At 60.2% G+C, this 24,586-nt stretch carries 19 protein-coding genes and 1 pseudogene; 6 read left to right on the plus strand and 14 right to left on the minus strand.

Features of this window, described 5'->3' with window-relative positions; translation table 11 throughout:
- Positions 1–299 precede the first annotated feature (299 nt).
- Complete coding sequence (gene katG, locus J8G15_RS17705; RefSeq protein ID WP_210543817.1) at positions 300–2,480, minus strand: catalase/peroxidase HPI; 2,181 nt, start codon at positions 2,478–2,480, stop codon at positions 300–302.
- A 220-nt stretch (positions 2,481–2,700) separates the two neighbouring features.
- Between katG and J8G15_RS17710 the strand changes: the two are divergent.
- A pseudogene (locus tag J8G15_RS17710) lies at positions 2,701–3,738 on the plus strand (IS630 family transposase).
- 140 nt (positions 3,739–3,878) lie between these two features.
- Positions 3,879–5,225 carry a leucine-rich repeat-containing protein kinase family protein gene (locus J8G15_RS17715; RefSeq protein ID WP_210543818.1) on the plus strand — a complete coding sequence of 449 codons (1,347 nt, stop codon included), beginning with the start codon at positions 3,879–3,881 and terminating at the stop codon, positions 5,223–5,225.
- Positions 5,226–5,437: 212 nt separating this feature from the next.
- Here J8G15_RS17715 and J8G15_RS17720 read toward each other — a convergent pair whose 3' ends face one another.
- Genes J8G15_RS17720 through J8G15_RS17735 form a run of 4 tightly spaced genes read right to left on the minus strand, consistent with a single transcriptional unit; the run spans position 5,438 to position 9,290 of the window.
- Positions 5,438–6,181, minus strand: a complete 744-nt coding sequence (locus tag J8G15_RS17720) for an ABC transporter permease (protein WP_210543819.1) — start codon at positions 6,179–6,181, stop codon at positions 5,438–5,440.
- Entirely contained in the window at positions 6,178–7,134 is a 957-nt protein-coding gene (locus J8G15_RS17725; RefSeq protein WP_210543820.1) for an ABC transporter ATP-binding protein, read from the minus strand. The genes J8G15_RS17720 and J8G15_RS17725 overlap by 4 nt, the downstream gene beginning before the upstream one ends.
- Positions 7,131–8,336: an ABC transporter permease gene (locus tag J8G15_RS17730; protein ID WP_210543822.1), complete on the minus strand. Its 1,206-nt coding sequence runs from the start codon at positions 8,334–8,336 to the stop codon at positions 7,131–7,133. The genes J8G15_RS17725 and J8G15_RS17730 overlap by 4 nt, the downstream gene beginning before the upstream one ends.
- Positions 8,337–8,366: 30 nt before the next feature.
- Positions 8,367–9,290 carry an ABC transporter substrate-binding protein gene (locus J8G15_RS17735; RefSeq protein ID WP_210543823.1) on the minus strand — a complete coding sequence of 308 codons (924 nt, stop codon included), beginning with the start codon at positions 9,288–9,290 and terminating at the stop codon, positions 8,367–8,369.
- Positions 9,291–9,516: 226 nt separating this feature from the next.
- Between J8G15_RS17735 and J8G15_RS17740 the strand changes: the two genes are divergently transcribed.
- Entirely contained in the window at positions 9,517–10,398 is an 882-nt protein-coding gene (locus J8G15_RS17740; RefSeq protein WP_210543825.1) for a pirin family protein, read from the plus strand.
- A 119-nt stretch (positions 10,399–10,517) separates the two neighbouring features.
- On the opposite strand, the gene J8G15_RS17745 is transcribed toward J8G15_RS17740, so the two are convergent.
- From J8G15_RS17745 to J8G15_RS17775, 7 genes are all read right to left on the minus strand, one after another.
- A complete protein-coding gene (locus tag J8G15_RS17745) occupies positions 10,518–11,525 on the minus strand; it encodes an IS481 family transposase (RefSeq protein ID WP_210543827.1) in 1,008 nt (335 codons plus the stop codon).
- 105 nt (positions 11,526–11,630) lie between these two features.
- A complete protein-coding gene (locus J8G15_RS17750) occupies positions 11,631–12,314 on the minus strand; it encodes a hypothetical protein (RefSeq protein ID WP_210543829.1) in 684 nt (227 codons plus the stop codon).
- Positions 12,315–13,104: 790 nt separating this feature from the next.
- Positions 13,105–15,291: a primosomal protein N' gene (gene priA, locus J8G15_RS17755; protein WP_210543831.1), complete on the minus strand. Its 2,187-nt coding sequence runs from the start codon at positions 15,289–15,291 to the stop codon at positions 13,105–13,107.
- 372 nt (positions 15,292–15,663) lie between these two features.
- Positions 15,664–16,773, minus strand: a complete 1,110-nt coding sequence (hemE, locus tag J8G15_RS17760) for a uroporphyrinogen decarboxylase (protein ID WP_210543832.1) — start codon at positions 16,771–16,773, stop codon at positions 15,664–15,666.
- Positions 16,770–17,210 (minus strand): CoA-binding protein, encoded by a 441-nt coding sequence (locus tag J8G15_RS17765; protein WP_210543834.1) that lies wholly within the window; start codon positions 17,208–17,210, stop codon positions 16,770–16,772. The genes hemE and J8G15_RS17765 overlap by 4 nt, the downstream gene beginning before the upstream one ends.
- A gap of 21 nt (positions 17,211–17,231) precedes the next feature.
- Positions 17,232–19,388: a thioredoxin family protein gene (locus J8G15_RS17770; RefSeq protein ID WP_210543836.1), complete on the minus strand. Its 2,157-nt coding sequence runs from the start codon at positions 19,386–19,388 to the stop codon at positions 17,232–17,234.
- Between the two features lie 53 nt (positions 19,389–19,441).
- The gene (locus J8G15_RS17775) at positions 19,442–19,777 is read right to left on the minus strand and encodes a DUF167 family protein (protein ID WP_210543838.1); all 336 of its coding nucleotides are present in this window, start codon (positions 19,775–19,777) and stop codon (positions 19,442–19,444) included.
- 373 nt (positions 19,778–20,150) lie between these two features.
- On the opposite strand from J8G15_RS17775, the gene J8G15_RS17780 reads away from it, so the two are divergent.
- Positions 20,151–20,582 carry a hypothetical protein gene (locus J8G15_RS17780; RefSeq protein WP_210543840.1) on the plus strand — a complete coding sequence of 144 codons (432 nt, stop codon included), beginning with the start codon at positions 20,151–20,153 and terminating at the stop codon, positions 20,580–20,582.
- Positions 20,583–20,888: 306 nt separating this feature from the next.
- On the plus strand, positions 20,889–21,539 hold the full coding sequence (locus tag J8G15_RS17785; protein WP_210543842.1) for a hypothetical protein: 651 nt from the start codon (positions 20,889–20,891) through the stop codon (positions 21,537–21,539).
- 121 nt (positions 21,540–21,660) lie between these two features.
- Here the strand turns inward: J8G15_RS17785 and J8G15_RS17790 are convergent, their stop codons facing one another.
- Positions 21,661–21,951 carry a DUF167 domain-containing protein gene (locus J8G15_RS17790; RefSeq protein WP_210543844.1) on the minus strand — a complete coding sequence of 97 codons (291 nt, stop codon included), beginning with the start codon at positions 21,949–21,951 and terminating at the stop codon, positions 21,661–21,663.
- 417 nt (positions 21,952–22,368) lie between these two features.
- Positions 22,369–23,496 (minus strand): GGDEF domain-containing protein, encoded by a 1,128-nt coding sequence (locus J8G15_RS17795; RefSeq protein WP_210543846.1) that lies wholly within the window; start codon positions 23,494–23,496, stop codon positions 22,369–22,371.
- A gap of 419 nt (positions 23,497–23,915) precedes the next feature.
- Here J8G15_RS17795 and J8G15_RS17800 point away from each other — a divergent pair, with 419 nt between their 5' ends.
- The gene (locus J8G15_RS17800; protein WP_210543847.1) at positions 23,916–24,377 is read left to right on the plus strand and encodes a DUF1499 domain-containing protein; all 462 of its coding nucleotides are present in this window, start codon (positions 23,916–23,918) and stop codon (positions 24,375–24,377) included.
- The last annotated feature ends 209 nt before the right edge of the window (positions 24,378–24,586 follow it).

A 24,586-nucleotide genomic window follows, 5' to 3' on the forward strand; every position in this document is an offset into this window, starting at 1 on the left:
CGGCTCACACCACAAATACACCACCAAATGGAGCGATCTGCCGATTGCCCGGGCTCAGCCATGCCTCATATCTTGGTCGCCAAGCGGGGGCCATCAATGTCAAGCATGCCTTCGTCTTGCATGCGCCGCAGCGTTCGATAAAGCGCCTCGTTCGTCATGCCAAGCTCGGCGGCCCACGACTTGCGGGCGGCGTTGATCGCACTTCAAGCAGACGAAAAAAAGCTTCTACCTAGCGCCGGGTTGCCCCGGGCCAGGTAGAAGCTTCGCTGGACAGGCCTGTGAAGGCCTGTCGTCCGCGCTTACGCCAGATCGAAACGATCCAGGTTCATCACCTTGGTCCAGGCGGCTGCGAAGTCGCTGACAAACTTGTGCTTCGCATCGCTGGAGCCGTAGACTTCCGCCAGGGCGCGCAACTGCGAGTTCGAACCGAAGACCAAGTCGACGACCGTGGCCGTCCACTTGACGTCGCCGGCTACGCGGCCTTCCAGCACGGCTTCGTCCGCGGCTGACTTCTGCCATTGCGTGCCCATGTCGAGCAGGTTGACGAAGAAGTCGTTGCTCAAGGTCTCGGATTGCCTGGTGAAGACGCCATTTTTGGATTGACCAAAGTTGGCATTCAGTGCCCGCATGCCACCGACCAGAACCGTCATCTCGGGTGCCGTCAGCGTCATCAGGTTGGCTCGGTCAATCAGCAGCTCTGCCGCTGGACGCGAGTGGCCCTTCTTGATGAAGTTGCGGAAGCCGTCAGCAGATGGCTCGAGCACGGCGAAGGAGTCGACATCGGTGTTCTCTTGCGTCGCGTCGGTACGACCCGGCGTGAAAGCAACCTTGACGTCTTGGCCAGCCTTTTTAGCGGCGGCTTCGACAGCGGCGGAACCGGCCAGAACGATCAAGTCAGCCAGCGAGATTTTCTTGCCGCCCGTGTTGAACTCTTTCTGGATGGCTTCCAGCTTCTGCAGAACCTTGGCCAGTTCAGCCGGCTGATTCACTTCCCAATCCTTCTGTGGGGCCAGACGAATGCGCGCACCATTGGCGCCACCGCGCTTGTCGCTGCCGCGGAACGTCGCCGCCGATGCCCAAGCCGTGCTCACCAGCTGAGATATCGTCAGGCCAGAAGCGAGGATTTTGGTCTTCAAAGCGGCCACATCTTGCTCGTTGACCAAAGCATGGTCGACGGCTGGCACCGGGTCTTGCCAAATTTGTGGCTCAGCTGGCACCATCGAACCCAGGTAGCGAGAGATCGGGCCCATGTCGCGGTGCGTCAACTTGTACCAAGCACGGGCATAAGCGTCCGCAAATTCCGCAGGATTCTGGTGGAAATGGCGGGAGATTTTCTCGTAGGCCGGGTCCATTCTCAGGGACAGGTCGGTCGTTGCCATGAACGGTGCATGCGACTTCGATGGGTCGTGTGCATCCGGCACGGTGCCTGCGCCAGCGCCGTCTTTTGGAATCCACTGGTGGGCACCGGCTGGGCTCTTGGTGAGTTCCCACTCGTAGCCAAACAGGGTGTCGAAGTAGCTGTTGTCCCAAGTAATCGGAGTGGGTGTCCAAGCGCCTTCCAGGCCGCTGGAGATGGTGTCAACGCCTTTGCCGCTGCCGAAGGAGCTTTTCCAGCCGAGGCCTTGCTCTTCAATGCTGGCACCTTCGGGTTCTGGGCCTTTATAGTCCTCAGAAGCCGCGCCATGGGTTTTTCCGAAGGTGTGTCCGCCAGCACAGAGCGCCACGGTTTCGTAGTCGTTCATGGCCATCCGGGCGAAGGTTTCGCGTATGTCACGTGCCGAGGCGATCGGGTCAGGGTTGCCGTCCGGACCCTGTGGGTTCACGTAGATCAAGCCCATTTGCACAGCGCCAAGCGGCTGTTCGAGTTCACGGTCGCCGGTGTAGCGCTCGTTGCCCAGCCAAGTGTCTTCTGGACCCCAATAAATGTCTTGACCTGGTTCCCAGACGTCTTCGCGACCACCGGCGAAGCCGAAAGTCTTGAGCCCCATCGAATCCATGGCGATATTGCCAGTGAGAATCATCAAATCGGCCCAAGACAGCTTGCGGCCGTATTTTTGCTTGATGGGCCAAAGCAGGCGGCGTGCTTTGTCAAGGTTGACGTTGTCAGGCCAGCTGTTCAGGGGTGCAAAGCGCTGTGTGCCAAAACCCGAGCCGCCACGGCCATCGCCGATGCGGTAAGTGCCGGCACTGTGCCAGGCCATACGCACGAAGAACGGACCGTAATGGCCATAGTCCGCTGGCCACCACTCTTGCGAGTCCGTCATCAATGCATGCAGGTCTTGGACGACTGCATCCAGGTCGAGGGTCTTGAACTCTTCAGCGTAGTTGAAGGTCTCTCCCATCGGGTTGGACAGCTCTGAGTGCTGCTGCAAGATATTCAGGTTCAACTGATTCGGCCACCAGTCGGCGTTTGTTCTGGCTCCAGCCACTGTGGGCTTGAGGGCTGCGCCCGAAAACGGGCATTTTGCTTCTGAAGTCATGGTATCTCCTAGAGTTGCTAACAAATAAGTACCGTACCAGTCTACGTCGTAAGTCGTGACGTATCTATTAGGTTTTCTTCATGGCCCCGATAGTGCCGCGATCGGGGACGATTGACGCGAGATGGCTTACTTTTCAGCGCCAATCGCCAGCTTGACTTTAATCTCATAGATGAGGCCCAATAAAATATGAATTTTGTTTGAGTTTTTTGATCAGAATTTCATGGAAAAAGAGAACGCAAAAAAGCAAACACTGGAGCAACTTCACGAGCGACGCAATCAAGTCGTGCGGCTGCACAAAAAGGGCATCAAGATCATGCAAATCGTGGCAATGACAGGGCTGAGCTAGCCGCCCGTTCGGGCCACGATTTACCTCTTTGAGGCTGGCGGCTGGAGCGCCATTCGATCCGCCTTACGAGGGCGCAGCCGTGGCGATGGTCGTGTGCTCAGCCCAGTGCAAGAAGAGGCTGTTCAAAGAATGATCATTGACAAGCGTCCCGAGCAATTCAAGATGGACTTTCACCTGTGGAGTCGGGCTGCTGTTGGTCAATTGATCGAACAAGAATTTGGCATAAAGCTACAGGTTCGCAGTATCGGTAAATACCTCACCCGCTGGGGCTTCACACCGCAAAAACCAATCAAGCGTGCGTACGAGCAAAGCCCTGCTGCGGTGCAGGCTTGGTTGGAGGGTGAGTACCCCGGTATTGAGCAGCGCGCCAGAGCTGAAGGGGCCGAAATTCATTGGGGCGATGAGACCGCGCTGGTCAACACGGACGTGCGCGGCAGAAGCTATGCACCGACAGGCAAAACACCGGTTGCCATGGGCATTGGCGGCACCCGCCAAAAGCTCTCCATGATTGCCACGGTGACCAACCAGGGCAAGACGCGTTGGATGATCATTGAGGAAGCGTTTGATGCCGACAAGCTCATTGAATTCCTGCAAGCCTTGATCAAGGACGCCGGTAAAAAAGTCTTTCTGATTCTGGACAATTTTCGCGTGCACCATAGAAAACTGGTGAAGGCTTGGGTGGCTGAGCACAAAGACGAAATTGAGTTGTTTTACCTGCCCAGCTACAGTCCTCAACTCAACCCAGAGGAGCGGCTCAATGCGGACCTGAAGCAAGAGATGGGCAAGCGCGTACCGCTCAGAACCAAGGCCAAGTTACGCGAGGCCGCGAACGATCATATGGCGATGCTGAAGCAAAACCCTGAGCGCGTTATGGGCTACTTCCAGGATCGTCGCGTTCGCTATGCGGCTTGATACTTCACAAGGCTGGATCAATAGGCTATTGAAACTGATCAATCCATTGAGTTTTCGCAATGGGGGCGATAGTGTGGAGCAGCTAGGGGCCGACGCGTGCCGCATGGGGGCCGTAGAATTGGCCTCATTTTTGCCAGCCCATGCACACCCTTGAACAACTCCGGGCTGGGCAACTGGTCGGCACCCAAAGGCTATCCCTGGCCTGCGGCTTGACTGAATTTCCGCGCGACATCTTCGCGCTGGCCGACACCCTAGAAATTCTCGACCTGTCCAACAATGCACTCACCGAGTTGCCGCCCGACCTGCACCGGCTGCATCGCCTGCGGGTGATTTTTTGCTCCAACAACCACTTCACCGAGTTGCCCACGGTGCTGGGGCAATGCCCAGGCCTGACGATGATCGGCTTCAAGGCCAACCAGATACGCGAGGTGGCGGATGCGGCCCTGCCTGCGGCCTTGCGTTGGTTGATCCTCACCGACAACCAGTTGCAAGCCTTGCCGGCGTCCATTGGGCGTTGCACCCAGCTGCAAAAGCTCATGCTCGCAGGCAATCAATTGCGCACGCTGCCCCTCGAGTTGGCCCTGTGCACCCGTCTGGAGTTGTTGCGCATTGCCGCCAATCAGTTGACCGAGTTTCCCGCCCTGTTGTTCAAGCTGCCGCGCCTGACCTGGCTAGCCTATGCCGGAAATCCGTTTTGCGCCGAGCTGGAGGCGGCTGCAGAGCCGCCCTCAACCCCCATTGCCTGGGAGGCGCTGCAGTTGCAGTCCACCTTGGGCGAGGGCGCGTCAGGGGTGATTCATCAGGCGAACTGGCAAGCGGGCGATGTCCATGAAGCGGTGGCCGTGAAAGTGTTCAGGGGCGCACTCACCAGCGACGGCATGCCGCAGTGCGAAATGGCCGCCACCCTGCGCGCCGGCCACCACACCAGCCTGATTCCGGTGCGCGGCGTGGTGAGTGATCACCCCGACGGCGTCTGCGCGCTGGTGCTGGCCTTGATTGACCCCGACTTTGCCGTGTTGGCCGGCCCGCCCAGTTTGGACTCTTGCACGCGCGATGTGTATGCACCCGGCCTGCGCCTGGATTGGTCGCAGCTGACCGACACGGCGCTGTCCATTGCCTCAGCCGCCAGTCATTTGCACGCCCAAGGGCTGATGCACGGCGACCTGTATGGCCACAACATCTTGCACAACGGGCAGGGCGGTGCGCTATTGGGCGACTTTGGCGCGGCCTCTTGGGTGGCGCAGGCCGATACCGCGCACGCCCACGCGCTGCAGCGGCTGGAAGTGCGCGCCTTTGGCTGCTTGCTGGAAGAATTGCTGGCACACAGTGCGCCTGAGATGGATGAGGCTCCGGGGTGGGAGTCGCTTCGCCTTCTGGCCGGCAGATGCCTGTCCGACAACGTGGTAGCGCGGCCGCTGTTTGCTGAAATTGAGCATGCGCTGATGGAGGCTCAAAACGTCTACCTTGACCCTGTTGTTGCTGCATAAAGGGCATCGCTTGTATTGAGCTCTGACGCATGTCGAATAAGCGCAGATAGCTATCGAATATGTAGCAATTCTTGCGCTAAAACCCCCACTCTCACCCCCAGCCCCTCTCCCGCCCCGCCGGGCGGGAAAGGGGAGCAAGCAGCCCTATGTGGGCGCGTGTGGAAGATGCACTGCGCCTTATCGACCGGGCGTTGAACGGTACTGGTTGCGGCTCAGTGCGCCCAGGCTACGCGCCGGGCCAGTCGCTCAAACCCCATGTCCACCACCACCGCCAGCATGCCGACCACGATGGCACCTTGCAGCACATAGGCGGTGTTGAAGCCGCTCAGGCCCACGATGATCGGTGAGCCCAGCGTTTTGGCCCCCACCGTGGAGGCAATGGCCGCCGTGCCAATGTTGATGATGACCGAGGTGCGCACGCCCGACAGCCACACCGGTAGCGCCAGCGGACCTTCCACCTGACGCAGGCGCTGCCAAGGCGACAGGCCCATGCCGTTGGCGGCTTGTATCACCGGGGCGGGCACGGCTTGCAGGCCGGTGATCGTGCCCTGCACCACCGGCAGCAAGCCATACAGCGCCAGCGCCATCAGCGCGGGCAGTTCACCAAAACCCACGGCCGGCACGGCCAGTGCCAGCACCGCCACCGGCGGCAATGTTTGCCCCATCGACACCAGCGTTTCCAACACTGGCCGAAATTCCTTGCCGCTGGGCCGCGTCACCCAGACGCCGGCCAGCGTGCCCACCAGCACCGAGGCCGCGCCCGACACACCCACCAGAAGCAGGTGTTGCCACAGCAGTTGGGTGAACGGCTCTTGGCGGTAGACCGGGCGCTCCAGTTGGGGAAACAGGCCGGCAAACAAGGGTTCACTGTGCGGCAGGGCCACCACCATTGCGGCCAGCAATACCGTGGCCCACAGCAGCTTGTCTCGCCACCAGGCGTGCGGCGCGTTCGTCATGGCTTGCCAGCGCGGGCGCGGTTGAACAAGTCGGCGGCGTGAAGCACCCCGGCGTGGGCGCCCGCGTCGTCCAGCAGGTTGAGCGTGTGGCAGCCGTGCAGGGCCAGCGTGGAGAAGGCCTCGCGCAGTGAAGCGCTGGCTGGCAGACTCGGCCCGGCCTGTGCCGCCCCGGCGCGCGCCAGGCTGCCTGCGCTTTGCAGTGACAGCAGTTTGATGCCCACGTCACTGCGGCCCACAAAATCGGCCACCTGGTCGTTCGCGGGCTGACACAAGAGTGCCAGCGGTGTGCCCACTTGCACAATTCGGCCCTGCTCCATCAGCACAATCTGCGTGCCCAGCCGCAGGGCTTCGTCAATGTCATGCGTGACCATGACGATGGTCTTGCCCGAGCTTTGATGAATGCGCTTCACCTCGTCTTGCAAAGCGGTGCGAATGAGGGGGTCCAGCGCGCCAAAGGGCTCGTCCATCAGCATCACCTCGGGGTCGCCGGCCAGCGCGCGCGCCACCCCCACGCGCTGCTGCTGCCCGCCCGACAACTGGTGCGGGAAGCGCGCGCCGTAGGTGGTGGGGTCCAGGTCAAACAAAGTCATCAGCTCGTTCACGCGGGCGTCAATACGTTCGGGCGGCCACTCCAGCATGGTGGGCACCACACCAATATTGCGCGCCACCGTCCAGTGCGGGAACAAGCCCACCGACTGAATCACGTAGCCCATGCGCAGGCGCAACTCGCGCACTGGCATCTGCGCCAGGACTTGCCCGTCCATCGTCACGGTGCCGCTGCTCGGCTGTTCCATGCGGTTGATCATCTTGAGGAGCGTGGACTTGCCCGAGCCCGAGGCGCCAATTAGCACCACCAGCTCGCCGCGCCCAATGTGCAGGTTTACCCCGTCCAGCGCTTTGGGTGCGTCTCCCGAGTGGCCGTAGGTTTTTGAAACGTTCTTGAATTCGATCACTGCGCAAACTCCAGGGGGGTTGTGGCCGGGCGGGTCAGCCCGATCAGAAGTTTGAACACGCCGTCCACCAGCGCGCCCAGCACGACGATGGGCATTACACCCAAGAGCACCAGATCTTGGGCGCTGCTGAACAAGCCTTCAAACATCAGGCTGCCCAGGCCGCCGGCGCCAATCAGCGCCGTCACCGCGGCCAGGCCCACGGCCTGAATACTGGCCGTGCGTATGCCGCCCAGCACCACCGGCAGCGCCAGCGGCACCTGCGCCTGCCAAAACAGTTGTGCCGGGGAAAAGCCCAGCCCTAGTGCGGCCTGCGTCACCGCCGACGGCACCTGCGCCAAGCCGGCCAGCGTGCCGCGCACCACGGGCAGCAGGCTGTACAGCGTGAGCGCCAGCACCCCCGGCGCCAGGCCCACGCCACTGATGCCGGCGCGGCCCAGCGCGGGCCAACTCGCGGCCAGCCAAGCCAAAGGCGCCATCAGCAGGCCAAACAGCGCAATCGAGGGAATGGTTTGGATGATGTTGAGCACCGGAAACATCGCTCTACCGGCTCGTGCGTAGCGGTGGGCGGCCCAACCCAGTGGCAGGCCAATGGCCAGGGTAAAAAACAGCGCCAGCGCCACGATCTGGATATGCCGCGCAATGGCTCCCCAGAACTCGTCGCTGCGGTTGGCGTACTCCTTCATGATGGACAGCTCGTCAGCACCGCCGCTGGCCAGCAAAAGTGCCAGCGGCAGCAAAGCCGCCGTGGCCACTGCGAGGCTGGCCAGCGCGGTGGCCCGCAGCGTTTGCAGTGCGTCAGCCAGCACCAAGCCCATCAGCAGCCAGACCAGCCACAGGCCGCTGCCCAGTGACGTGCGGGCAAACGGGGCGTCAGCATTAACCACTTGAATGGCGTGGCTGGCGGCCAGCGCGCCCAAGCCCACCGCCAGGGCGGTCGCAGCCGCCACGGTGAGCCACAGGCCAAGGCGGCGGGGCGGTGTCAGTGAGAGTAAAAGCAGCGCTGCCAGCAACGCCGCCAGTCCCCAGACCGGCCCTTGCAGCAGGCTGAAAAACGAGACCGCCTCGCCCGACACCAGGCGGTTCGGTGCCACCCGCAGCAAGGGCAGGCCCAGCAAACCACCCACCGCCATCAGCGAGAGTGCCGCTTGTGCCGCCCGCCAGCGGGGCTGGTTGGCGGTGTTCAGGGGCCTAGCCACGGTCATGACCGCCCCAGTGAGGCGTCACCGCCCGGTTTATTTCAAAAGTCCTTTGGACTTCAGGAAGTCCGAGGCGACTTTTCGGGCGTCCTGGCCTTCCAGCTGAATCTTGGCGTTCAGGCCTTGCAGCGTGGGGCCGTCCAGCAGTTTGAACACCGGTGCCAACGCGTCTGCAATTTTTGGGTTTTGCTTGAGGGTGGCTTCGCGAACAATGGGCGCAGGCGCGTAAATGGGTTGCACGCCTTTGGGGTCGTCCAGAATCACCAGGCCCAAGGCGGCCACAGCGCCGTCGGTGCCATAGGCCATGGCGGCGTTCACGCCGGAGGTTTTTTCGCCGGCAGCGCGAATCGTCACCGCTGTGTCGCCACCGGCCAATGTCAGCAATTGATCGGGCTTGAGCTTGAAGTTGTAGGCCGTCTGGAAAGAGGGCAGGGCGTCTGAGCGCTCTACAAACTCGGCCGAAGCTGCCAGCTTGAATTGCCCGCCCTTGCCCAGCCACTGACCCAGGTCGTCCAGTGTCTTAAGTTTGTTTGGCGTGGCCACGTCTTTGCGAATCGCAATCGCCCAGGTGTTGTTTGCGGGCGAAGGTGCCAGCCAGACAATTTTGTTTTTCTCAAAGTCTAGCGTCTTCACCCGTTCGTAACCCGCTTTGGCGTCTTTCCAGACCGGGTTGGACTCTTCACCAAAGATGAACGCGCCGTTGCCCGTGTACTCGGGGTACAGGTCAATCTCACCGGCGGTCAGGGCGCCGCGCATGACCTTGGTGTTGCCCAGGCCGGATTTGTTCTCGGTCTTGATGCCATTGGCTTCCAGCACCAGCACGATCATGTTGCCCAGCAACTTGCCCTCGGTGTCGATCTTGGAGCCCACGCGCACCGGTGCGCCTGCCTGCGCCAAAGCGCCGCCCACAGCGAGTGAACCGGCCAGCAACAGCGCTGTTCTACGTTGGATGAGTGTCATGTGGAGGTCCCTGTGAGTAGAAAAAAAAGGATGACGATACCGCACCCGGTAGCGCTTTGTCTTTTTTAGGGTCAAAAGTGGCTGTGGTCCCCGTCTGCTGTGCAGGAGTAGCTATTCAATTCATAGTAATTCGACGGTTGGGATGCGGTGCAGCGGCAATCAGAGTAGATTGAGCGGCTTGGGTCGGGCGCCAGCGGGGTGCCTTTCCGCCAACTTTGGAGCATTCATGAGCAGCATCCCCCAACTTCTCAAAGGCCACGAAAAAGACCTGGGCGGCGGCTTGGTGGTGCACCGCTACTTGCCCAGCGCCGTGAAGCAGTCGGTGGGCCCGTTTATCTTCTTCGACCACTTTGGCCCGGTCGATGTGCCCGCCCACGCCCAGCACGACGTGCGGCCCCACCCCCACATCGGTCTGGCCACCGTCACCTACCTGTTTGAAGGCGCCATGGACCATCGCGACAGTCTGGGCACTTTCCAGCGCATCGAGCCTGGCGCCATCAACTGGATGACGGCCGGGCGCGGCATCGTGCATTCAGAGCGCACTCCCAAAGACCTGGTGCCCGTGTCGCACCGCATCCACGGCCTGCAACTCTGGGTCGCCTTGCCCAAAGCGCACGAAGAAGTTGAACCCAGCTTCACCCACACCCCGCAAGCCGATATTCCCGTGGTCCAAGTCGGCGCTGCCACCGTCAAAGTGCTGGTCGGCAGCGCCTTTGGCCACACCTCGCCGGTCGCCACGCTGGCGCCCACGCTGTACCTGGATGTGACCCTGCCCGCCGGACAGACACTGACCCTGAGCGACCTGCCGCCCGAGGCCGCCATTCACCCCATCAGCGGTGAAGTGGCCATTGACGACGTGCCACTGGAGGGCGGCAACATGGCCTTGCTGGCACCCGGCACCCCGCCCGTGATCAGCGCCAGGAGCGCCGCGCAGTTCGTCGTCATCGGCGGCGAGCCCCTGGACGGCCCCCGCTTTGTTTCATGGAATTTTGTGTCGTCCAGCGAAGCCCGAATCGCCCAGGCCGGGGAAGACTGGGTGGCTCAGCGAATGGGGCAGGTGCCGGGAGAGACGGAGTGGATTCCGTTGCCGGGGCCGCAGTTGGTTTAGTCGCTACTTGTCTTTGGCAGCGATTAGCGGCAGACTTCTTATGGATGCCGTTTATCTGAATGTTTGCCGGTCAATCCAACTGTTCCAATTGATATGACCGTCGTCAAATTCGACGGCTTTCAATACCACCAGCGCGACAAGCTGTGAGAAGTTGAATAGATGTCAAGTCCCGCCTGTTCATAAACTCGCTTGACAAACAAATCAGGTTTTCCTGCGCGCCATTTCTGCAAAGCTTGAATAGGTGTTTGGTGCTTCAAAGCCCGCTGCGGGATATGGTGGTTGTAGGTCTTTAAATAGAGCGTCAGAGTCGTCTCCAGCTCAACCGCTGATGCGAAACGTGTTTGCTTAACCAAGTCGCTGATGCGCCCATTGAAGCGCTCCACCATGCCATTGGTTTGCGGATGGCGTGGGGGCGACAGGCGATGCACGATACCCATCTCGGCACAGCTGATGTCGAACGTATGCTTGCCCGTGGCTTGTTTGCTCTTGGCTGTAAAACGGTCGGTAAATTGACTTCCGTTGTCAGTCAGAATCTTTTGAATTCTCATGGGCGAGACTTTTCTCAACCGGCACAAAAAATCGGTACTGCTGACGTCAGTCTGGTCGTTGTAAATGTGGAAATAGACCCACCGTGTCGCTCGATCAATGGCCACAAAGAGGTAGCGCCTCTTCGTCTCATCAGGCATCTGCGGCAGGTACTTGATGTCAATGTGTATGAATCCAGGCTCGTAGTCCTTGAAGGTTTTCAGTGGCGCAGGCTCCCCCTCAACTTGTGGCAGCAGGCCTTTCAGATCGGAGACGCCATGGCGGCGCAAACAACGGTCCAAGCCTGAGCGTGAAACAGCGGCATTGATGAACTCGCGGGTGATCGCCAGCAGGTCGTCCAGGGGCAGTAGAACTGTGCGCCGAAGCTCGACAACAAGTTGCTCCTGCGCTGGACTGAGCGTCGTCTTCAGCGTACGCGGGCGGTGGGAGCGATCCTCTGAATCTTCGCGCTCTTTCCACTTGCGAGCGGTGGCGGGCGTGATGTTGTATCGGTCGGCCAGCGCACTGGCACCAGCGGGCGAGGTCCTTATCTCAGCGCGTGTGCGAGGGGTGGTTCGGGCGCAGGGATGGACTTGACTCATGACGTCTTCTCTCCTTGTAAGGACGCAATCACGCCCCGCATCAACTGGCGAGCTTTGAATAAGGGCCAGCTGCGGACGGGAACATGATCACACGGGACGCGACAGTTAGTTGGCTATTGTGAAAAAGGGCATTGCGGAGGTGGGTGTAGGTTGCCACCGCCGGGGGAGATCGTCTGGCTTTTCAATCTGAACATCAAAACCATATCGGGTAAGTAGTTCGCAGATCGGTTTAGATGAGTTTCTACTGATATGGTCTTCGATTACGGACCGTGCATAGGACTCCAAGCCAGAATAGAGAAGAAAGTACGTTATCTCTATAAACGGCTTTCGTTGACGAAAGGGTTCGACGGACTTAAAGAACAATATATTGAACTTGGTTTGTTCGCAGAATTCCTTGTTTTGAAGTCGATCGAGGGTCTTGGATATGAACAGACTTCGGGACGTGTGAAAGAACGTATCTTCCTGAATGGTGGCTCCTCCACCATTGTTTCTTCGATGGGTCTGAATACTCGGTGGAAACTGAGTAAATAGATCCTTTCCTTCGGCTTCCAATGGCGAGGAAATCACGACATCAAGATGCTCGACAAAGGATAGGGTCGCTTCGAGTTGGAAGATGAGATCGGAAGAAATCAATGCTCCCGTCAATATCGCTGTGAGTTGGTAGGTGTCGAGGTCTCTCGCCCATTCTTTTGCCAGTGAGTAATCGCAAGTGCGCGGCTCAATCCTCATGCCGGGTAGGTCGATTGGACGCGTGGTCTGGTACCCATAGATACCGCAAACAACAGTCATTACAGATTTTCCCGTAAATCAGTGAAGAAAAGCCCACTGTGATGCCTAACCAACCAGTTTGGATGGGGATTGGTTGAAAGTTAGATGATCGGCGTTATTTTGTATTTTTATACCGCGTATAGGTCTGAGTAGCCCGCCAAATGGGTTTTTATTGACTCCGGGCTTCGGATAAGTGGATTCTGAAAATTACGTGAAGTTCTTAATGTGGATATTCTGCAAATCGAGAATTACTCCTTGCTTAGCCTGAGTAGGTAGTTATTGAATGTGTAGCGATTCTTGCGCTGCAACCCCCACTCTCACCCCCAACCCCTCTCCCGCCCCGCCGGACGGGAAAGGGGAGCCAACAGCCACATTTGGCTGCGTGATTGAAGATTCGCGGTGCCTTATCGAGTCTGGGTTGGGCGCTTGGTTGGGTTCGTCACATGGTGTGACGGCAGTTGCCACCGTTGCGGCAACGGCAAGCCAGCATCCGGTTTCCGGTCACTTTGAAAGTTAACCTTCCCTTTTGAACTCAGCCACGCAAATAGCGTTTGCCAAATACGGCTGTTGAGCTCCCCTTTCCGCCCCGGCGGGGGTGGAGAGGGGTTGGGGGAGAGGGGGGGGAGAACGAGGCCGTGGCCCGCCAATGGCTTCACCGAAAAGGCGTCAAAGGCATTTTTAGCCCCCTGGTCTAATCAGAGAAAGCGGGAGCAGCTATTTAATCAATAGCAAGAAGCGTCCAGAGTCAAGACCAAACCCCAAACCCCAAACACTAAAGACCACATTTCCAAACCCGGCCAGGCTCAAGTGCTCAGATGGCCAGCGGGTCCACATCCACTGCCCAGCGAATCAAGCCCCGAGATTCTGGTAGCGCCCGGCTGGCGTGCAGCACTGCTTGCCAGTCGGTCAGAAAGCGTTGCAGGGCGGCGCGGTTGGGGCTTTCGATCAGCATTTGGGCGCGCTCGATATTGGCCACGCGCTGAATCACCATGGGCACGGCGGGGTAGATGGCGATGTGCGGCAGCAGTTGTTCGGCGTGCTCCAGCCCGGCAGCGCCCGCGCTGGCGGCCAGCAGAAAGGCCTGGGCCGCTTCCTGGGTGCGCGCTTCGGCCCGCACCAGCGCCTGAAAACTGAAGGGGGGCATGGCCGCCTGCTCGCGCTCTTCCAGCTGCTGTTGCGCAAACGCGGGGTAGTCATGGCGCTTCAGCGCCTCAAACAGCGGGTGTTGGGGGTGAAAGGTTTGCACCCACATCTCGCTGGCGGAGGTGATGCCCGCGTCGCGCCCGGCGCGGCCGGCGGCTTGCATCAAGAGGCTGAACAGGCGCTCGGGCGCGCGAAAGTCGCTGGAAAACAGGGCGCTGTCGGCGTTGACGGCGGCCACCAGGGTGATGCGGCGAAAGTCGTGGCCTTTGGCAATCATCTGTGTGCCGATCAGCACATCCACATCGCCGGCGTGCACGCGGGCGAGCTGGGATTCGAGCTCCCCTTTGAGTTTGGTGCTGTCGGCGTCAATGCGCACAATGCGCACCGGTTGGCCCTCCGGGCAATCTTCGGTGACCGAGTTGGCCCGGCGCACATGGGACAGCAGCTCGGCCAGGTGTTCTTCCAGCTGTTCGGTACCACGGCCCATGGGGGCGATGTCGGGGTTGCCGCAGGCGGGGCAGGCGCGGGGCACGCGCTCGGTGTAGCCGCAGTGGTGGCAGCGCAGCGTGCGGTCAATCTTGTGGAACACGCGAAACGCGCTGCAGTGCTGGCACTCGCTCTTCCAGTCGCAGTCGGCGCAGTGCAGCACCGGGGCGTAGCCGCGCCGGTTCAGAAACACCATGCACTGCTCGCCTTTTTCAATGCGCTGGGCAATGGCTTTGAGCAGCGGCACAGAAAAAACGCACTTCTTGGGCTGGTGGTTCATGTCCACCCGTCGCACCAAGGGCAGGCCGCCGCCGGGGGTGGCCACGCCGTCGGTGGTGAGGCGCGGTGTGACGGCGGCGCCCACGCGGCTGGGCATGTGCAGGCGCACATAGCGCCCGCCTTCCTCGGCCGGGCGGCTGTGGTGCCAGCTCTCCAGCGACGGGGTGGCCGAGCCGAGCATGACCTTGGCGCCTTCCAGGCGGCCGCGGTACACGGCCAGGTCGCGCGCGGAGTAGCGCGCGCCTTCTTGCTGCTTGTAGCTGGGGTCGTGCTCTTCATCGACCACGATGAGTTTGAGCCCGGGCATGGACGCGAACACGGCCATGCGCGTGCCCAGCACAATGCGCGCCGCGCCGCTGTGGGCGGCCAGCCAGCTTTTGAGGCGCTGGGCCGGCGTCATGCCGCTGTGCATGGCGACCACGGCGTGTTCACCGTAAATGGGCGCAAAGCGTTCGGTGAAGCGGGCTTCCAGCTGCGGGGTGAGGTTGATCTCGGGCACCATGACCAGCGCCTGGGCGTCGGGGTCGCGGGCCAGCAACTGTTGCACGGTGTGCAAATAAACCTCGGTCTTGCCGCTGCCGGTAGTGCCAAACAGCAAAAAAGGCCCGGGTTCAGTGTCAATTCGGGCGATAGCCGCCGTCTGCTCTGCGGTGAGCGCTATGGAATTGAGAGTGGTATCGATGCCCTCGGCATCCGGCCCAACGCCGGCGGTTTTGGCGTGGCGCTTCAGGCGGCGGCCCAGTTGCAGGGTGTTCAGGTCGCGCAGTTGCGGGGGCAGGGCGGCCAGCGCCACTTCGCCAGTGGCGCGCTGGTAGTAGCTGGCGGCAAAGGTGACGAGCTGGCGCCAATTCGCGCCCAAGGGGTCAATGCCGTCCAGCGTGCCGGCAATCGCGCGCAGTTTGGCGGGGTCGGTGGGCAGCACGGTGTCAGGCGCCGGGTGGTCCCAGACCACGCCCATCAACTCCCGTTTGCCCAAAGGCACACGTACCAATGTCCCTGGCGTGAGTGGATGCTCACTCAGGTAGGTGAGAGGTCCGGCGACCAGGCTGTGGACCGGCGTGTGCACCAAAACGGGGGTGGGATAGCTCATGCCAAGGCGGGGTTTGGGGCGCTTAGTTGATGTGAACTTGCGGAAACGGCGCTAAGTGCTTGATTCATATGTCATTGGAAAGTCATCCAAGATTTCTGTGGATAACTTTGTTGATATCTACTTTGTTGGGCCGTCAAACCCTTAAAAATCAAGGCTTTCTTTACATTGCCTATATATTTGGCAATTTTGTAAATCCTATATGAATCAATGGCTTACGTTCGCTATGGCTTTCATAGCGGGGGCTGGAGTCATCTGGTGGTCTTGTGCAGTGCAGCGGGGATTTTGTGCATAAGTCCGCGCTGTTTTGTATCAATCGGCCTGAAAACATGTTAGCGAGCGGGCCGCGCCATGTTTGTCAGGCCGGAGCGGGACTCAGGCCCGCATTTTGCGGGAGTGCTCGTGCACGGCCTTCACCAGAGTGGTGACATGGTCAGCCGGTGTGTATTGGCTGATGCCATGGCCGAGGTTGAAAATATGCGTTGGGCCCGTGCCTTCGCCTTGGAAGGGCTGGCCAAAGCTGTTGAGCACTTTGACCACTTCAGCTTCAATCTGCCCGGGGTCGGCAAACAGCACATTGGGGTCCAGATTGCCTTGCAAGGCTTTTTTGTCACCCACCAGGGCGCGGGCCTTGGCAAGGTTGACGGTCCAGTCCACGCCGAGCACATCGCAGCCCAGCTCGCCCATTTCCTGCAGCCACAGGCCGCCACCTTTGGTGAACACCAGGCTGGGAATTCGCACGCCGTTGTGCTCGCGCTTGAGCTGGGCCAGCACGCGCACGGTATAGGCCAGGCTGAATTCCTGGAACGCGCCGTCGGCCAGCACACCGCCCCAGCTGTCAAAAATCATGACCGCCTGGGCGCCGGCTTCAATCTGGGCGTTGAGGTACTGGGCCACCGAGTCTGCGTTGATTTGCAGCATCTTGTGCATCAGGTCCGGGCGCTTGTACAGCATGGTCTTGACGTGGCGGTAGTCGTCAGAGCCCGCGCCTTCCACCATGTAGCAGGCCAGCGTCCAGGGGCTGCCTGAGAAGCCGATCAGCGGCACGCGCCCGTTCAGCGCTTTGCGGATGGAGGTGACGGCGTCAAACACGTAGCGCAGCTTTTCCATGTCGGGCACGGCCAGTTCGGCCACGGCCGCCTCGGTGCGCACGTTCTTGGCAAACTTGGGACCTTCGCCCTGGGTGAAGGTCAGGCCCAAGCCCATGGCGTCGGGCACAGTCAGAATGTCGCTGAACAAAATGGCCGCATCCAGCGGGTAGCGGTCCAGTGGCTGCAAGGTGACTTCGGTGGCGAAGTCGGGGTTGGTGGCCAGGTCCATGAAACTGCCGGCTTTGGCACGGGTGTCGCGGTACTCTTCCAAATAGCGACCGGCCTGGCGCATCAGCCAAACCGGGGTGTAGTTGGTGGACTGGCGCAGGCAAGCGCGCAGAAAGGTGTCGTTTTGTAGGGGCGCAAAGGCGCTGGTAGTGACTTGATCGTTCATGGGGCGATTGTCGCGCAAGCGCTTGGGGTGGTGCCAAGGCGGGCCTGTTCAACCTTAAGGCACTTGTCCTGGATCAATTTCAGACCGGCGGTTTGTGCCTCTTTTGCGGCCTGGTCGTGTTCAATGCCTAGCTGCAACCAGATGGCTTTGGCGCCAATGGCAATGGCTTCTGTCACCACCGGGGGCACGTCTTCGCTGTTGCGAAAGACGTTGACCAGGTCAATGGGGCCATGGCGGGCGGCATCGGTCAAGCTTGGGTAGGCGGGCTCCCCAAGGATTTCAGTCGCGTTGGGGTTGATGGGGATGATGCGCCAGCCCTTGCTTTGCATGTAGCGGGCCATATCAAAGCTGGCACGGTGCGGTTTGGGGCTCAGGCCGACCACAGCAATGGTGCGGCAGGTGCTCAAAATGTCGCGCATGGTGTCAAGTTCGTTCATGAGGCTCCAGTCAGAGGGGGATCAAAGCGTGGCCAAGGCCGCACGAACCTCGTTCACAGACAAAATTTCGGACAGCACCACCGGGGGATTCGTTGCGCTGTACAGCACGTACACCGGCACGCCGTTGCGGCCCAGTTGGCCCAATGCGGCGGTGATGGCCGGGTCACGGCGTGTCCAGTCGGCGCGCAGCAGGGTCACCCCTTTGGTGTCCAGATCAGCCATGACGGAGGCATCCGCCAGAGTGGTGCGCTTGTTGTACTGGCAGGTCACGCACCAGGCGGCGGTGAAATCCACAAACACGGGCGAGCCGGTGGCCAGCACCTGTTCCACCTTGCCGGGCGCCCAGGTCTGCCAGCGTTCACCGGTTGGCGCGACAGTGCCGGGGTTGGAGATTTGAGTGATGTTAGAGCCAATGGCCCCCGTCAGTAGTGCTGAGATAGCTATTGAAATAGGAGCAATTATCAGCCGTGTGCGACCCGCCAGGGTGAACGACCAGATGACCAGCGCCAGCGCCACCAGCAACGCCAACATGGCGCCGGCCCCGTTGATACCGCTTTGCTGGCCCAGCACCCACACCAGCCAGACGACGGTGGCAAACATCGGGAAAGCCATGGCGCGGCGAAAGGTGTCCATCCACGCGCCGGGTCGCGGCAGGGCGCGGGCCACGGCGGGAATCAGGCTGGCCGCCAGATAAGGCAAGGCCATGCCCACGCCAATGGTGCCAAAGATCAGCAAGGCCTGGCTGGCCGGCAGGCCCAGCGCCAATCCAAGGGAGGCGCCCATGAACGGTGCAGTGCAGGGCGAGGCAATGGCCACCGCCAACATGCCCGACAGAAACGCGTTCACCGCCGGGTTTTTCGACTCCAGCGTGGCCAGCCGGCTGGGCAGAAAGCTGCCAAACTCAAACAGACCAGCAAGGTTCAGGCCAATCACCGTGAACAGGGTCGCCATGCCAGCCACGACCAAGGGGGACTGCAGTTGAAAGCCCCAGCCCAGCTGTTCGCCCGCGCTGCGCAAGCCCAGCAAGAGCGCGCCCAGGGCGACAAACGACAGCACCACGCCGGCTGAGTAGGCCAAGCCGCTGATGCGGTGGCCGCGTTGGTCGTCCGCGTGACGGGTGAAGCTCATCACCTTGATGGCCAACACCGGCAACACACAGGGCATGAGGTTCAAAATCAGGCCGCCAATCAAGGCGCCCAGCATCGCCGCCCAAAGACTCAAGGGCAGGGTGGACGGGGTTTGCGTCACCAGGGCATTGGCCTGCAAGGCCGCTGCCAAGGCCGGTGACACGCCGGTGGCCGCTGCCACTGCCGGCCAGTTGCCTGACACTTCTGCTTCGGTCACAAAACCTTCATGGGGTGCGGCCTCGGCCGACAGCACCAAGGGCATCACGGTGGGGCTTTGTGTGCGGTGGGCGGACAAGGGCACGCTGGCCGTCCACACATTGCCCTGCCAGGCTTGGATCCAGGGCGCTGCGGTTTCAATGACCTCCGGGGTTTCAGGGAAGAATCCCAGCGTCTGGCCTTGCAGCTTGGCGGGCAGTCCGTTGACCGACACCTTGATTTGCTGGCCGTCCACCGTGACGCTGCTCTGGCCTTGAATCCGGCGGGGCTGGGCCTGCTCGGCGGCTGCAAACACGGCACCGTTGATGGCCGTTGAGCCGCGCACCGGCACACGAATCAAAAACTCACCGTCCTGGGGAATGCACTCTTTGCGGCACACCAGCCAGGTGGCTTTGAGCTGAATGGACAGGTCGCTTTGCAACAGCGAAGGCTTGAAGTCGGGGGTGATGGTGAGCTGAACCGGCAGTAGCACCGTGCCCTCAAAGCCGTAGTTGGCCAGGCTGCCGATGCGAATTTTCTCGGGCGTGGGCCAGGCGATGTCGCCGGCAATCACGCCGGGTGGCAGTGTCCAGGTCAGCTGCGTGGGCAAGCCGGAGTCGCCCGGGTTCTTCCAGTAGCTGTGCCATTCGGGCTGGTGCGCCAGCTGCAGGCCCACCCAAACCGTCTTGCCGGGGTCAGCGCCGTCGGGGGCGTGGGCCATCAGCTCGGCACGCACCTGTTCGGTGGTGACCACAGATTGAGGCGGTTTTTGGGCGCTGGCCCAGGTGGATAGTGCGAGAGAAGCTATGAGTAGCGTAGCAGTCAGCAGGCGAGAGGAAAGGTGCTTGAGCGTCATTGCAGTGTCAGAGAGACGGCGAAGTGGGAAGTTCCAAAGCCGGCGTTACTTAGTTAGTCGGCGGCGGGCGGTGTTTCTTGCAAAAACACCTCGGGCAGTTTTTGTGGGGCGGTGATGCGCAGTTGTTTGTTGACATTTTCGCGCCCAAACACCACCTCAATGGCCGACACCGGCACGCCAAACAGCGGCGCCAGAAAACGCACCATGTGGTCGGTGGCCTTACCCGATTGGGGCGTGGCCGTGACGCTGACCTTGAGCTGCGTGCCCTTGGGTTTGCCAATGGCGTCCTTGGCCGCACTGGGCTTGCCCAGAATATTGACCACCAGCACCTCGCCCTCCCAGACAAAAAACGACTCACCCGTGGCGTTGCGAATCGCGCCGCGAGTCATGGGGCGCTGGCCGTTGCCGTCATTGGCGTGTGGCGGAGCAGGGCCCCGCAAGTGCGTTGGACGCCAGTGACTCCTTCTGCGCATTGGCAGGCATCAAAAGTTCAAACGGGGGAGGTCGCGCGTCCATGCCTCCCATTTTGCCAAGTTAATTGGCTTGTAACCCATTGATTTAATTGAAATAAGTTAACTGTTTTCAAACTGCTTTGGCAGAAGACTGGGCCACATCAACGTGAAAGGCCTTGATGCGCCGATCAGCGGCGCTTGGTCAAAAATTCTAAGACCGCTTCTGTTTCAGGCCTTTCTTGCCTCTGTTCAGCTTGCGTTCAGACATGGCCGGGCAAGATGGGCGCCACACCCACTCAAGGAGCTTTTCATGAAGCATCTCATGTCTCTTAAATCATTGGCAGCGGTTGCGGTCGCACTTGGCGCTATCGCGGCGGCGTCATCGGCGCACGCTCGCAGCGACGTTTACGTCTCTATTGGCGTGCAGGTACCCGGCGTTTACGTGCAACCGGGACACGGGTATGTACAGCCCCGGTCATCCTACGCACCCGCGCATGGCTACTACCAACGATTCGACGATGGTCGACGCCATCATGGGCAGCACTTCAAACGCCGCGGCCATGGCGGCGGCAACATCTACCACTCGGGTGGTCCGCGCAATCAGTGGAGTCAGTCACGCGCCTACGGCCCCTATGGTGATCTCGACCGCGATGGCGTCATGAACCGGCGGGACCGCGACCGTGATGGCGACGGTGTTCGCAATCGCAACGATCGCCGCCCGGATAATCCCTACCGCCGATAAACAGGCTCGCAAGGGGTGTGCTCAGTGGTGTCTGGCCGGGGACGTTCTGGGTCTGGCACCGGGAGGTTCACAGCCTCCAGAGCGGGGCCCGTCAACATGAAACTGCGGGTTCGAAGACCACTCGGCAGCACCAGTTAATCCGCACCGTTGTCGCCCAACCCTAGAGCGATGACTCTAGGGAAAACCCTCGAATTGGGGTGCGCACTCTACGAATTATTGGCACAGTAGGTGCATGTCTGATTCAAATGGCACGCGAAATGCAGCTTTTTGGATCAGTTGGAAACTTACCCATAACCGGAGTCAAACATGTCCAATCAAAACCTGTCCAGCGTAGCCACCAACGTCATCGCCACCTACGGCATCACCGCCACCAATGTCATCAACAGCTACCGCTTTGGCGGTGAACGCCTCATCGGCATCGTCGACGATGGCTTTGCGACTGTGGTGAATCGTGGCGCGTCCGCGCTGAACAAGGGCATCCGCTCGAACCTGATTGCAAACCAACAGCGCCTGAGCGGTTACTCCATTAACGGCGTCCATTTCGGTACCGATCGTGCCCAGCGCGTTATCGGCTTCGCCGTGGATTTGGCCACCAAGGGTGTGAGCGTCGTCGCTGCCAACGCCGCTCGCATCGACCGCGCTGCGAACGTGACCGCACTGCAAACGCTGAGCCGCGTGGTTATGCCGGCGGCCATTGTCGTCAGCAAAGTCGCTGACCGCATCGAAGAAGGTAGCAGCGAGCTCGTCAAACGAGTCTCTGGCAAGCCCATGCCAGCCAAGGCCGTTGCCACCCGCAAGCTGAAAACGGCGACACGCGCGGCCACGGCAACGCGCAAGCGCGTCGTCAAAGCGGCTACCCAGCAAGTGAGTGAAGCCGTGGCCGAATCCGCTTCCGACGTATCGAACGCGGCGCGCCGTGTGGCACGCAAGGCCAAGGCGACCGCCAAAGCCGCTTAATCGTTCCACGCAGCGTGTGCTGCGTTGCCGCTTCGCGTCTCAGGGGCCGCCAGACTCAACCCGACCAAGGGTTGAGTCTGGTGGCCCGTGGTCTTTTGAGCAGGCTGAACGCGACGGGCAGTTACTTCGGCGCGGTAATGCACCGTTGTTGGTTGATATATTCGCGCACCAATACCACCTCGATGGCCGACACCGGCACCCCAAACAGGGATGCCAGAAAGCGCACCATGTGATCGGTGGCCTTGCCCGATTGGGGCGTGGCCGTGACGCTGACCTTGAGCTGCGGGCCATTTTGTTTGCCAATGGCGTCCTTGGACGCACCAGGCTTGCCCAGAATGCTGACCACCAGCACCTCGCCCGCCCAGGCAAAGAAGGACTCCCCCGTGGCGTTGCGAATCGCGCCGCGGCTCATGGGGTGACTTTCATACCCAGCATGGCTTTGAAATCGCCTCGCTCATCCGTGTTTCAAAATTCAACATGCAGGCCCACCTGTAGCGTGGCCGAGCGAGACAGGTCGTGCGCTTTTGCCCGCAACTGTCCCATGAGGCCATCGGTCGGTGTTAAGGTCTCAAATTGTTGGCTTGAGCTGTGCACGACGCTATTTTGCCAAGTTCGGTGTGAGGCTGAATCACATCGACTCCAGGGCATTGATCCGCGGTTTTATGCCCACAAAGACGGGGGCCATCTGCTATTGGCCGGTTGCCTATGTCTCCAATGCGGGCGTAAGCGGACACCAGGGCCAAGCACAGCGACCTTTCCTTCCAAGCTTCCCGGCAAGGGATGCATACCAGCAATCGCGATGATTTCGCCAGTCGAGGAGTGACCCCGACTAGCCAGTAACTAGGGTCAAGCCCTGTGGTTGAACATCGGCATCCTCATTGGCACATGTTGCGAGGTGAACTCGGTTTCGCCCCGCAGCCTTGGCCAGATAAAGCGCCTTGTCAGCACGGGTGATCAAGTCCAGTGCGCTTTCCCTGTTTTTCAAAGAGGCCACACCAATTGATACGCTGATCAATAGTTCCGGACGAGATGGAACTCGCAACTCTTGAACCTTGGCGCGAATGCGCTCACTCATCACAAGCGCAAGGTCGTCAGAGTCAGAGTCAGAGTCGGCGTCCAACAGGACAATAAATTCCTCCCCCCCATAGCGGGCCACGCAATCAATGTCGCGAACCGAGTTGAGCAGACTATTGCCCAGCATGACAAGAACTTCGTCGCCAACGGGGTGTCCGAAGGTGTCGTTGACCTGCTTGAAATGGTCAAGGTCAACCATGCACAAAATGATTCCGCGAGTCCGCAGGCGGTTGCAGCGCAAGATGTCACTTTCCAGCCTCTCCATTAGACGACGCCGGTTAAAGAGGCCAGTGAGCGGGTCGCGGTTGGCCAACTCCTCGATTTCCCTGTTCGCTTCAGCGAGATCGGCGCGGACCTTGCTGATGTAGCCACACATGAGCCCCACAAATATCATGGCCGTTGCTAATATGAGCAGGTGAAACGCCTCAAGAGTCGGAATGAGGCGCTGAGGCTGAGTAACAAAGATGAAAGCGATCACAAGCAAATAACTCAGGAATCCAACAATAGAAACCCGCGCAATCTGGCGCAAATTCAGGTACAGGATGCCAAAGAGCAGCGGTATTGGCACAAACATTAGCATTGCCCCCCGTGCTTGATCGGCCTGTGAAATGAGTGCCATTGCAGCGATCATCGAGAAAACGAGCTGTAGTTCGGTCATGCTCGGATCTCTGAGTCGCAGGTTGTTACCGCTGCGAATCAAGTAGAAAAACACGAGATTGACCATGGCCGCCCCAAGCATCCACCACATTGGCAGATTCGCGGGCAAATAACCTAATGTTGCGCCAAATTGGGCGAGGGCGCCGCAGACGACATACATTGCGACGGACATCAAGAACCGACGCATCCGCAACGCCTGCTTTGCCTCAATCGTGAAGACATTCATGCCGACCCTCATTGTTGGTGTGCGATCGCAAGCAGAGTAGCGAAGTCTCCGCGCCCACGAGGGAGGCAGGAATCAGTCAAAGGCTCTCTTGATATGTGAAATGTACGCTCAAAGGCGGGTATTTGGCTGGTGTGCCAGACCTTGGGGTGCCTCGGCTGTCCGCTGTCGACGATGCCGGAGACGGGAAGAACGGTCTGACTGAACGGCAGCCAAGGGCCTGAAGCGGCCCGCCGCGTGAACTGCCGGCGGCGTTGATCCGCGAACCACTCTGGTCCGAATGCCCCGCACTCTTTCCCTGCCTGAATGCAATGAGCGACGCTCGATGAATTTGCCCCCGGGACGACACCGCTAAAACAACGTTGCCACCACTGGATCGTCGCAAATCTCTATACTGAATTTTTCCTGACACGGGACTTGAATTGAAAATCGCTCAAATGAAATCCAAGTATGCGATCTTGATATTGGCGCTTCTACTAGGGGCTTGTGCTGCAACGGCACCCAAACTTGATCGCACGGGTGCACCCGATTCCGGCAATCCGGACTTGGTGTGTCAGCTCCCCAGCAACTGTGTGAGCTCGCGTGGCGACGGCGGTCTGGAGGCGCTGCCCTTCGCAGGCACACCCACCCAGGCGATGGGCATGTTGCAGGCCACCTTGAAGACCTTTCCCGAGGCAACCATCGTGCGCAGCGAGCCGTTGTTGATGGTGGTGATCTTCACCACACCCGCAGGGTTCAGGGACCAGGTCGACTTCCAGATCGATCCCCAGGCGCAGCAAATCGACTTTCGATCCCGCTCGTTGTTCGGCTTGTTCGATTGGGGCAAGAACCGCTCCCGGATGCAGGAATTCAAGCGCCGCTTCGAGAACAAGTCCCGCTTGTGATCGTGCTGGTCTCTCCCCTCAATGCCACACAGCTTGGCTCGGCAACGAGGCTATCGGTGTCGGCGCAATTCCCAATCTGAACTGTCGCATGGGCCGGGCGCGAACGGCCGCTATTGGCTCAAGACCGGGTATTCCTGGCTTTCTGGTGACCCACTGCCTTGGGTCTAAAGCTGCCTCCTGCGTTACCGCGGATGTTGATTGGGCCGGGC

This window comes from Rhodoferax sp. PAMC 29310 (assembly GCF_017948265.1).
In the GTDB taxonomy this organism is placed as follows: domain Bacteria; phylum Pseudomonadota; class Gammaproteobacteria; order Burkholderiales; family Burkholderiaceae_C; genus Rhodoferax.

Coding starts and splice junctions, on each gene's coding strand:
- katG (WP_210543817.1), bottom strand. CDS start 2,480: ATGACTTCAGAAGCAAAATGCCCGTTTTCGGGCGCAGCCCTCAAGCCC.
- J8G15_RS17715 (WP_210543818.1), top strand. CDS start 3,879: ATGCACACCCTTGAACAACTCCGGGCTGGGCAACTGGTCGGCACCCAA.
- J8G15_RS17720 (WP_210543819.1), bottom strand. CDS start 6,181: ATGACGAACGCGCCGCACGCCTGGTGGCGAGACAAGCTGCTGTGGGCC.
- J8G15_RS17730 (WP_210543822.1), bottom strand. CDS start 8,336: ATGACCGTGGCTAGGCCCCTGAACACCGCCAACCAGCCCCGCTGGCGG.
- J8G15_RS17735 (WP_210543823.1), bottom strand. CDS start 9,290: ATGACACTCATCCAACGTAGAACAGCGCTGTTGCTGGCCGGTTCACTC.
- J8G15_RS17740 (WP_210543825.1), top strand. CDS start 9,517: ATGAGCAGCATCCCCCAACTTCTCAAAGGCCACGAAAAAGACCTGGGC.
- J8G15_RS17745 (WP_210543827.1), bottom strand. CDS start 11,525: ATGAGTCAAGTCCATCCCTGCGCCCGAACCACCCCTCGCACACGCGCT.
- J8G15_RS17750 (WP_210543829.1), bottom strand. CDS start 12,314: ATGACTGTTGTTTGCGGTATCTATGGGTACCAGACCACGCGTCCAATC.
- priA (WP_210543831.1), bottom strand. CDS start 15,291: ATGAGCTATCCCACCCCCGTTTTGGTGCACACGCCGGTCCACAGCCTG.
- hemE (WP_210543832.1), bottom strand. CDS start 16,773: ATGAACGATCAAGTCACTACCAGCGCCTTTGCGCCCCTACAAAACGAC.
- J8G15_RS17765 (WP_210543834.1), bottom strand. CDS start 17,210: ATGAACGAACTTGACACCATGCGCGACATTTTGAGCACCTGCCGCACC.
- J8G15_RS17770 (WP_210543836.1), bottom strand. CDS start 19,388: ATGACGCTCAAGCACCTTTCCTCTCGCCTGCTGACTGCTACGCTACTC.
- J8G15_RS17775 (WP_210543838.1), bottom strand. CDS start 19,777: ATGACTCGCGGCGCGATTCGCAACGCCACGGGTGAGTCGTTTTTTGTC.
- J8G15_RS17780 (WP_210543840.1), top strand. CDS start 20,151: ATGAAGCATCTCATGTCTCTTAAATCATTGGCAGCGGTTGCGGTCGCA.
- J8G15_RS17785 (WP_210543842.1), top strand. CDS start 20,889: ATGTCCAATCAAAACCTGTCCAGCGTAGCCACCAACGTCATCGCCACC.
- J8G15_RS17790 (WP_210543844.1), bottom strand. CDS start 21,951: ATGAGCCGCGGCGCGATTCGCAACGCCACGGGGGAGTCCTTCTTTGCC.
- J8G15_RS17795 (WP_210543846.1), bottom strand. CDS start 23,496: ATGAATGTCTTCACGATTGAGGCAAAGCAGGCGTTGCGGATGCGTCGG.